Source organism: Sneathiella sp. (assembly GCF_029233945.1).
Taxonomy (GTDB): domain Bacteria; phylum Pseudomonadota; class Alphaproteobacteria; order Sneathiellales; family Sneathiellaceae; genus Sneathiella.
This window is the reverse complement of the sequence record NZ_JARGOQ010000082.1, coordinates 1-9,466: the sequence shown is the minus strand read 5'-3', so window position 1 is coordinate 9,466 and position 9,466 is coordinate 1. Positions and strand designations below refer to the sequence as shown.

Genomic DNA, 9,466 nt, shown 5'->3' with positions numbered 1-9,466 from the left:
GCAATGGCCTTGTTGTTCTGGGTACGACCAGCACGTCAGCCTATCAGCTGCTTGCCGCTGAGGATATGAGCACGGTTGAGGCTCTTAAGGGTAAGAAAATCCGCACGGCCGGCGCCCTGTGGTCCCGCTGGGCTGTTTCTGTTGGCGCGATTCCGGTGTCCGCTCCGTCCAGCGAAATGTATGAGCAGATGTCCCGTGGTCAGGTTGAAGTTGCTATTCAGCCGACAGGCGCACTGAAAAGCCACAGCATCTGGGATGTTGCCCGCAAGGTTACCAAGCTGGATCTTGGGACTTACCGTTCATGGGGTATCTTCTCCGTCAGCTCGAAGCATTGGGCCACGCTTAGCAATGAGCAGCGGACAATCCTGATGAAGAACGCATCGATAGGTCTGATTGATGCGGCGCTTGGCTACATGGCGAAAGACGAAGAAGTCGAAGCCGTTGCCGAAGAAAAGAAAGTTGAGATTATCGAGGCTTCTGATGGGCTTAAGCAATCAGTTGCGGACTTCCTGAAAACTGACCGTGCGACTGTGATCGAATTGGCGAAAACCAAGTATAAGATTGCAGATCCTGAGCCGCTGATGGACAAGTTTGTCGAACTCATCAATAAGTGGGAAGAGATGTACGAACCGATCCAGGGTGATCGGGAGGCAATGTCAAAGATGCTCTGGGACAACGTAATGTCCAAGGTTGATGTTGCAACACTTGGCAACTAATAGGGCTTGGATAGCTAATTGAGACGGAATGAGCGGGGAAATCCCCGCTCATTTTTTAGTAGCTTAGGTGCTTGCTATGGGAATGCCTTGTATGGCCGCCGTGACTTTAGTTGCCGCACCTTTCACCGAGTTGACCACCTTTTTCAAATTTTGCTGATCAATCTGTGCGGTTACCGCAACGGCGCTGATCGTCATTACGGGTTGTCCTTCAAGGTCGAAGACCGGCGCAGAAACTGTCGTAAATCCCCGCGAGAAGTTTCCTTCGTCGATTGCGCAATAGCTATTGCGAACCTCTGTAAGACTTTCATACCATTCCTCGAAAGGGGCGGGGTTTTCTATCCGAATGCTTGAATACGCTGCTTTCAGCTGCTTTTTGGGAAGACCGGAAAAGGCGGCGAAGCAACGCCCGAGAGCACCGACAAAGCATGGAAGCCTTTGGCCGATGTTCATATGGATACTGATCACAGCGCCGGATCCTGTAATGGCAATTAGCATGACCCGGTCATCCCGTACCTTTTGCCATAATGTAACCGTAACATTATTCTCGGTTGAAATTTCGTCGAGGAGTGGCTGTATCATGCGGACCAAACTGGCGCTATTGAGTGCTGAATGTGCAATTTCAACCAGCCCTAGGCCAATCTGGTAGGTTTTTGTGTCTGGGTTGAAGACGACCAACCCTTCATGAACCAGAGTGCGTAACAGGTTGAAGCAGGTACTTGGGTTTATTTTTAGATCGCGAGCGACTTGTGTAACGCCAAGTGGACCATTGCCGGCGCTTAAATATCTCAGCACGCTAATGCCGCCAATCAATGCGCCTACAAGTTTTGTTTGTGGAATAGTCTTGCTGTTCATATTGCTCCACTACTCTGCTTTTCTGGAATATAACAAAATCATTTTAAACGATCCAGTTCTCCGGGCAAGCCGGTATTTAATAGAATTTACTTCCTTATTCTCAGAGAAAAATAAACAACTGAATGACTACTTTTTCTCTTGTCTTAAATAGTGGTTCTACCTTCTCCATTTTAGGGCGAATAAATGTCTAAATGCTTATTTTAAAAGGTAATTTCTATCCTCGATTTACTCATAACTTTGTCTATACCGTAAGAGTGAGGGGACGATACTTTTAATTCCATAAATGACATTGCGATCTGTTGTTTTTGCCGACCATTTTTTCCTCGGCCAAAGAAGACAAAATAGGCGCTAATCAAAAAATATACATTCTCTTGACAGAAAATTATTCTCATATAGAAATATATTCAAGTGAATTTTTGCTGCCCTCTCAAATTAGGCGAATGCGTATGTCACCAACGAAATCAGACAATTCGGTGCCTATATCCCAACTGTTGGAATTTTATGAGCGGATGCTGCTCGTGCGGGAAGCGGAGAACAGATTAAGTAAACTGTTTGCGGATGGCGAGGTGCCGGGTTTTATTCATTTGAGTGTTGGGCAGGAGGCAGTATGCGTTGGAGTGACCTCTGCGCTTGAGACAAGGGATACGCTGGCTTCTAATCACCGGGGGCATGGGCATGCCCTGTCCAAGGGAGTGGAACTCAACAGCTTCTTTCTCGAAGTCATGGGCAAGGAAGAAGGAATATGCGGTGGCCGGGGCGGGTCGATGCATGTGGCGGATATGTCGGTCGGTATGCTCGGGGCGAACGGGATTGTTGGTGCGGGAATCCCGCTGGCAGTTGGCAGCGCCCTTGCGCATCAGGTGCAGGAGAATGGCGCAATAGCCGTTGCCTTTTTCGGGGATGGCGCTCTTGCGGAAGGCGTGCTCCATGAATCCTTCAATCTGGCGGCTCTATGGAAGCTTCCCATTCTCTTTGTGTGTGAGAATAACGGCTGGTCTGAATTTTCTCCGACGGGCCGCCAGTTCAACGCGAATGTGCGGGAACTGGCCGGAGTCTTTGGCATTCCATCGGCGTTTGTGGATGGAGATGATGTGCTGGCTGTCAATGAGGCTGCATCAGAGCTTGTCACGGCGATAAGGGCAGGCGAGGGGCCATATGTGCTGGAGTGCGTCACGCATCGTGTGAGAGGGCATTTTGAGGGGGATCCGCAGAAATACCGCGCGGAATCGGAGATAAATTCGCTTCCCGATCATGACCCGATTACCAAGCTTGAAACGATTATTTCGAAACGGCGTATTCCCAAGAAAGAAGTTGTAGCAATTCGCGGCACTATTGAGGCGCGGATCAATGCGGCGGTCGAGGCTGGCCGGGGCGGCAACGCGCCCGATTTCAGCCGGGCAAAGGCGGATGTCTATACGGCAGTAGAAGAGGTTTGAAGATGGCTGACGTTAGATATGCAAAAGCCGTGAATATGGCCCTTGATGATGCGATGGCAGCGGATCCTGCGGTGGTTCTGTTCGGTGAAGATATCGCCGAAGCGGGCGGCCCGTTTGGTGTCACACGAGGACTGCTTGAAAAATATGGCGATCGTCGGGTGCGGGACACACCGATCTCTGAAGCGACCATTGTCGGTGCGGCAGTCGGCGCAGCGATGAGTGGATTAAAGCCCGTTGTCGAGATCATGTTTATGGATTTTGTCACCATCGCCATGGATGCGATGGTCAATCAGGCGGCAAAGGCACGGTTTATGTTCGGCGGGCAATGTTCCGTGCCGCTGGTTCTGCGTACTCCGCATGGTGGTGGCGTAAACGCCGGGCCGCAGCATTCCCAGTGCCTGGAAGCATGGTTCGCGCATATACCAGGCCTTAAGGTCGTGGTGCCGAGCAATCCGTCCGATGCCAACCGGCTGTTAAAATCTGCCATCATGGATCCGGATCCGGTCGTGTTTGTCGAGAACAAGGCCATGTATTCTCTTAAAGGGGAATTTGACGACGCAAGTGAGACAATCGTGATTGGTACGGCCCATGTGGCGCGATCAGGTGATGATGTCACTATCGTCAGCTACGGTGCTGCCGTGAACACGGCCTTGCAAGCTGCCGAAACGCTTGCACCGCGCGATATTTCTGTCGAGGTGGTCGATTTGCGGTCAATCCAGCCTTGGGATGAGGCAACCGTGCTGGCCTCTCTCGCACGGACACATCGTTTGATTGTCCTGCATGAGGCGGTGACGGCCTTTGGCGTCGGGGCGGAGATCGTCGCGCGTATGTCGGATATCGGGTTTGATGAGCTGGACGCTCCGATCAAGCGAGTCGGCGCGCCCTTTATGCCAACACCTTTTGCGAAATCCCTTGAAAATCAGTATCTGCCAAATGCGAAGGATGTTATTGCCGCCGTTGAGCAGGTGCTCGCGTAATCCGGAGATAAAAATGACTGAAAAAGCTATCCTTATCGAGCAGGACGGACCTGTTGCAACTTTGACCATCAATCGCCCGGAAACGCTCAATGCTTTGGATGTACCGACACTCCTGTCGATGGAGAAGGCGCTTACAGAGCTGGAGAATGACGATAGCGTGCGGGTGATCGTGTTCACCGGCGCGGGCGATCGCGCCTTTGTCGCCGGAGGGGACATCAGTGACCTCAATTCGAGGGAAGGGCTTGCCCATTATGAGGAATTCGCCGAGGTTATTCACCGGGTATTCCGCCGAATCGAAAGCTGTGACAAGCCGACTATTGCTGCAGTTAATGGCTGGGCACTAGGCGGTGGAACCGAGCTAATTCTTGCTCTGGATATCAGGATTCTCTCCAATAAAGCAAAGCTGGGTCTCCCCGAAATAACCCTAGGCCTGTTCCCCGGCGCCGGCGGGACCCAACGAATTATACGGCAGATTCCGCTTTGTCGTGCGAAAGAAATCATGTTTACCGGGGATCGAATTGACCCGGAGGAGGCCGTGAGGCTCGGACTTGCAAATATGGTGGTCCCGGCGGACCAGTTGATGGCGCATGTGAAGGAGTTGGCGGAAAAAATAGCTCATAAATCGCCGCTCGTCCTCAAGCTGCTGAAGCGCGGCTTGTTGAACGGCGCCGATATGCCGCTCTCTGCGGCCCTACCGTATGAGCAAAGCTTGATCGGGCTTGTACTGGATTCCAAGGATGCCCATGAAGGATGCAGTGCGTTTCTTGAAAAGCGACCGGCGCGCTTCGAGGGAAAGTAAACATGTCACCTGTGACCAACCTGACCATGCCGAAGCTGGGGCTGACCATGACGGAAGGCACCATATCCGAATGGGTTGTTTCTCCCGGTGACAGTTTCAAGAAAAACGACGTTGTTCTGGTTGTTGAGACAGAAAAAATAGCGAATGAGATCGAGGCTCCCGCCGATGGTGTTTTGCATGACATCCTTGTGGTGGCGGGGGAAACCGTTGCTGTGGGGACGCCGCTGGCGAATTGGGATGTCGGTGCTACCGCAATACCTGAGGTTTCAGCCGAAATAGAGGAAGCCAATGCAACGACGCACGAGCCCGAAAAGGAAACAGCCGCCGCTACTGCTTTCGCAGAGGTGAGAAAGAACACAGCGTCAGGAGCAAAAAGCGCGCGCATTGTCGCGACGCCGCTTGCCAGACGCATTGCCCTCCAAAATGACATTGATCTGGCGGGTGTGATAGCGTCCGGTCCCAAAGGACGGATCAAGGCGGAGGATGTGCGCGCGGCAATCGCCGACGACGCGTCTCGCGTCACCCTAAGTTGCGGCGTGGCGGCTGCGTCACCGGACGCCCTCCCAAGTCGTCGCGCTGCAACGTCTTATGAGGCCGCCGCTGCTCGCCGCCTGAGCGAGGCAAAGCGCGATACGCCGCATTTTTACCTGTCAACGGAAGCGGACGCTGGGGCGTTATTTTTGCTGCGTCAACAACTTAATTCTGACAATGAAAACCTCAATATCAGCATCAATCATCTGATCATTGCCGCTGTTGCCCGTGCGCTCAAGGAAAATGAAATTGCCAACTGCGTGTGGCGCGATGGCGAAATAGTGACTTACGGTACCACCGATATCGGAATGGCCGTCAGTTCGGACAAGGGGCTGTTTGCACCGGTATTGAAAGATATTGACAGGCTCGGTATTGCATCCATCGCCAAGGCGGCGAGGGAGCTTGCTGAAAAGGCACGAACAGGCCAACTCACTTCTGATGATCTGATTGGCGGCTCCACGACGATTTCCAATGCGGGGATGTTTGACGTCACCTATATGGGATCGATCATTAATCCGGGGCAGTCCTCCATCCTCGGCGTCGGGAGCATCCGCGAGATCTTCCGGCCCGATGAGCTGGGGCAGCCTGAATTGAGACAGGAAATGGGGCTGGTACTTTCCTGTGACCATCGAATTTTTGATGGTGTAAGCGGGCTCGCATTTTTGAACTCCATCAAGGCAAATATCGAAAAACCGCTCAGGTTGTTGGTCAGCTAGAATAAGGGACAAATAAATGGACTTTCGTTTAACCGACGAACAGAAAATGATCGCGAAAACCGCCTATCAGGTAGGCGCGGAATTCGGTGTGGATTACTGGCGGGAACAGGACGCAAAAAAAGAATTCCCGAAAGAGTTATGGCAGGCGGTTTGCGATGCTGGTCTGGCAGGCGTTGCATTGCCGGAGGAATATGGTGGTGCTGGTGCCGGAATGCTTGAAATGGCACTGATTGTAGAAAATCTGTCGGCCAGTGGTGGCGGGTCGACACTCGGCCAACTCTTTATGATCAACCCAATTTTCGGTGGCGTTACGATTTCCAAATATGGCACTGACAAGATGAAACGCGAGCTTCTTCCTAAGCTGATTTCAGGCGAAATCAATTTCTGCATGGCCCTGACAGAAGCGCGGGCGGGTAGTAACAGCCTAGAGCTTAAAAGCTTTGCGCGTGAGGATGGCGGCGGCTGGTGCTTGAACGGAGAAAAGCTCTGGATCACAGCTGTGGACAATGCGCAGAAGATGCTGGTGATCGCCCGCACCAAAAAGGTAGAGGATGTTCAGAAAAAAACGGACGGGCTTTCCATGTTCATGATTGATGTTGAACGTGAAGGCCTGACCTATCATCCCATCGACAAGGTTGGCACCAAGACCTTGTCATCTTGCTCCGTCTTTTTTGATGATGTGCGTATTGAACCGGATGAACTTGTTGGCACGCTGCATGGCGGGTGGAAAGAATTGCTTGATACGCTGAACACAGAACGCATTGTCACGACGGCAGGTCTCGTGGGCGCAGGGGATCTTGCGCTGCGATTGGCGATTGATTATGCGAATGAACGGAAAGTCTTCGGTGATAAGCCGGTCAGTGCCTATCAGGGAATTCAGTTTCCGCTCGCCCAGGCAAAGGCGGAAATTGAATCTGCGCGCTTACTGAACTATAAGGCGGCGGCTCAGTTCGATATTGGAGAGCCCTTTGGCAGTGAGGCAAATGCAGCCAAGCTTATTGCTGCCCAAGCAGTTGCCTCAGCTACCGAAAGAGCAATGCAGGCCATGGGCGGTATGGGCTATGCGACGGAATCTCATCTTGAACGGCTTTGGCGGGATGCTCGGCTGTTCCGTTTCGCACCGGTTTCTGAGGAAATGATCCTGAATTTTATTGCCGTGCATGATTTGGGAATGCCACGCTCCTATTAAGAGCAAGATAAATATATGGCGGGAGGACAGCTATGATCAACCTCAGCAGTTTCCTAAACTATCATGCGCAGCGCGATCCCGACAGCATCGCCATTACATATGAAGACCGTGGCATCAGTTATGGCGCCCTTTGGGAGCGTGTCCGGCAACTAGCTCGGTATATTGCTGAGCAGGGGATTAGCAATGGGGATGTCGTGGTGGCATTCATGAAGAACAGTCCGGCTTTTCTGGAATTGTCATTTGCCTGCAGCTATCTGGGTGCAGTCTTCCTGCCAATAAACTATCGACTCGCGACCGATGAAGTCGCCTATATTATTGGCAACGCAGAGGCCTCTCTTCTGTTTGGGGATGAGGAGTTCGCCGATATCCTGGAAATTGATATTCCGGTTCGGATCCTGGATGGTGGGATGCAGAAGAATATACTGACGTTGACGGGTAGGGAAGGACCGATCCCACCGCAAAGTTATGTGAAGCCAGATGAATTATTTCGGCTGATGTATACCTCAGGAACGACAGATCGCCCGAAAGGGGTAATGCATAGCTACCAGAATTTCTATTGGAAATGTATGGAGCATGTGGTCGTTCTTGGGTTGAGCAAGCAAACCAGATTGCTTGTTACCGGGCCGCTATACCATGTCGGTGCTTTTGACCTTCCGGGGATTGCCGTTCTATGGCTGGGCGGTATGTTGAGGGTTCATCGTGAATATGATCCGCTTGAAGTCCTCTCGGCTATTGAAGAGGAAAAGCTCACAGGGGCATGGCTGGCACCGGTAATGCTTTCAGGAATATTAAGCCATCCCGACCGTGGAAATTATGATGTGAGCAGTCTTGAATGGTGCATTGGAGGCGGTGAAAAAACACCGGAGGCCCGCATTCGTGAGTTTCAGGATTTCTTCAGAAATGGGCGTTATATCGACGCCTATGGCCTGACAGAATCCTGCAGCGGAGATACCTTTATGGAGCTAGGGTGGGAGATTGAAAAAATAGGCTCGACTGGTCGGGCAACGCCGCATGTTTCTATCCGCATCACGGATGATAAGGGTGCGTCACTCACGGCAGGGGAGGAGGGTGAAATCTGCCTCCGTGGGCCGAAGGTGGCGGAAGGATACTGGAAGGATCCGGCAAAGACAGCCGAGACGCGACATGGCGACTGGTTCCGGACAGGGGATGTTGGCTATCTCGATGACGACGGGTTCCTTTATCTGACCGACCGCAAGAAGGACATGATAATTTCAGGAGGAGAGAATATCGCGTCATCGGAAATCGAACGGGTAATCTATCAGATTCCGGGAGTTCTGGAAGCCGCCGTAGTTGGTGTGCCAGACCCCCGATGGGGCGAAGTGCCGGTCGCGGTGGTTGTGTTGGAAAACGAAGAAACCTTTAGTGATCAGGAATTTGAATCATATTGCAGGGAACATCTGGCCGGTTTTAAGGTGCCGAAACGTTTTTTCTTGAGAGATACTTTGCCGCGAAATCCTTCAGGCAAGATTTTGAAACGCGTCTTGCGGGACCAAATTGCGTTTTGTGGCCCTATAAGTAGACAATGATATTAGTGGCTCTGCCAGAGGAAAATCGGGCTTTGACCCTATCTTAGCAATTCCATAGAATCCTGGAATGAAAAACAAGAACCCATTTCGCTGTTTCAAAACATCTCCTGAAATCATCCGCCTGGCGGTGATGATGTATGTTAGGTTTCCGCTTTCCCTACGAAATGTTGAAGATCTTCTTCATGAACGGGACATCGATATCTGTCACGAGACTGTGCGCTGTTGGTGGAACCGGTTTGGCCCGATGATCGCACGCGACATCCGAAAGAAACGGATCCATACGTTTCACAATTATTCAAACTGGAAATGGTATCTTGATGAGATCTTTGTGAAGATAATTGGAAATGAGGCACCACAAGAAACAGGCCGGTGGAAGAACAATCGCTGTGAAAATTCTCATCTCTCATTTCGACGAAGAAAGCAGGCGATGTTGAAATTCGGGCGCTTGTAAAGTTTGCAGAAATTTGTCTCAATCCACGCATCCGTCCGTAATCACTTCAACCATGAACGCCACCTAACCAACCGAGAAACATTCAAGCTTCAAAGAAATGCCGCACTGGCCAAGTGGCTGCAACTAGGCGCGGCATAATAGAGGCACCGTTATGCCATTTTGCGCTATTCAGAGACTAAGTCGCATTCGTCTGACAACACCTTGAATGCTACTCTCAAGTTGACATGTCAGGTAAAAGAAATCATTCTGTTC

7 protein-coding genes and 2 pseudogenes are annotated in these 9,466 nt (G+C 51.5%); 8 read left to right on the top strand and 1 reads right to left on the bottom strand.

The genetic code is table 11. The features are described from left to right. Positions 1-716, top strand: a pseudogene (locus P1U71_RS17040) (hypothetical protein); the annotation flags it as partial. A gap of 63 nt (positions 717-779) precedes the next feature. Here P1U71_RS17040 and P1U71_RS17035 read toward each other — a convergent pair. Then, complete coding sequence (locus P1U71_RS17035; RefSeq protein WP_301106872.1) at positions 780-1,568, bottom strand: IclR family transcriptional regulator; 789 nt, start codon at positions 1,566-1,568, stop codon at positions 780-782. A 440-nt stretch (positions 1,569-2,008) separates the two neighbouring features. Between P1U71_RS17035 and P1U71_RS17030 the strand changes: the two genes are divergently transcribed. The 7 genes and pseudogenes from P1U71_RS17030 to P1U71_RS17000 all read left to right on the top strand — a co-directional run bounded on the left by P1U71_RS17030 (position 2,009) and on the right by P1U71_RS17000 (position 9,352). Continuing rightward, positions 2,009-3,004 carry a thiamine pyrophosphate-dependent dehydrogenase E1 component subunit alpha gene (locus P1U71_RS17030; RefSeq protein ID WP_367281215.1) on the top strand — a complete coding sequence of 332 codons (996 nt, stop codon included), beginning with the start codon at positions 2,009-2,011 and terminating at the stop codon, positions 3,002-3,004. Positions 3,005-3,006: 2 nt separating this feature from the next. Beyond that, the gene (locus tag P1U71_RS17025; RefSeq protein WP_301106870.1) at positions 3,007-3,981 is read left to right on the top strand and encodes an alpha-ketoacid dehydrogenase subunit beta; all 975 of its coding nucleotides are present in this window, start codon (positions 3,007-3,009) and stop codon (positions 3,979-3,981) included. 13 nt (positions 3,982-3,994) lie between these two features. Further along, a complete protein-coding gene (locus tag P1U71_RS17020) occupies positions 3,995-4,780 on the top strand; it encodes an enoyl-CoA hydratase/isomerase family protein (RefSeq protein WP_301106869.1) in 786 nt (261 codons plus the stop codon). Between the two features lie 2 nt (positions 4,781-4,782). Further along, entirely contained in the window at positions 4,783-6,027 is a 1,245-nt protein-coding gene (locus P1U71_RS17015; RefSeq protein ID WP_301106868.1) for a dihydrolipoamide acetyltransferase family protein, read from the top strand. 16 nt (positions 6,028-6,043) lie between these two features. Further along, positions 6,044-7,216: an acyl-CoA dehydrogenase family protein gene (locus P1U71_RS17010; RefSeq protein WP_301106867.1), complete on the top strand. Its 1,173-nt coding sequence runs from the start codon at positions 6,044-6,046 to the stop codon at positions 7,214-7,216. Between the two features lie 32 nt (positions 7,217-7,248). Next, complete coding sequence (locus P1U71_RS17005) at positions 7,249-8,763, top strand: AMP-binding protein (protein ID WP_301106866.1); 1,515 nt, start codon at positions 7,249-7,251, stop codon at positions 8,761-8,763. Between the two features lie 67 nt (positions 8,764-8,830). Beyond that, positions 8,831-9,352: pseudogene (locus tag P1U71_RS17000) on the top strand (transposase). Positions 9,353-9,466: the final 114 nt, after the last annotated feature.

Bases quoted from the DNA above. Each gene is read 5' to 3' on its own strand.
- P1U71_RS17035 (WP_301106872.1), bottom strand. From the start codon at position 1,568: ATGAACAGCAAGACTATTCCACAAACAAAACTTGTAGGCGCATTGATT.
- P1U71_RS17030 (WP_367281215.1), top strand. From the start codon at position 2,009: ATGCGTATGTCACCAACGAAATCAGACAATTCGGTGCCTATATCCCAA.
- P1U71_RS17025 (WP_301106870.1), top strand. From the start codon at position 3,007: ATGGCTGACGTTAGATATGCAAAAGCCGTGAATATGGCCCTTGATGAT.
- P1U71_RS17020 (WP_301106869.1), top strand. From the start codon at position 3,995: ATGACTGAAAAAGCTATCCTTATCGAGCAGGACGGACCTGTTGCAACT.
- P1U71_RS17015 (WP_301106868.1), top strand. From the start codon at position 4,783: ATGTCACCTGTGACCAACCTGACCATGCCGAAGCTGGGGCTGACCATG.
- P1U71_RS17010 (WP_301106867.1), top strand. From the start codon at position 6,044: ATGGACTTTCGTTTAACCGACGAACAGAAAATGATCGCGAAAACCGCC.
- P1U71_RS17005 (WP_301106866.1), top strand. From the start codon at position 7,249: ATGATCAACCTCAGCAGTTTCCTAAACTATCATGCGCAGCGCGATCCC.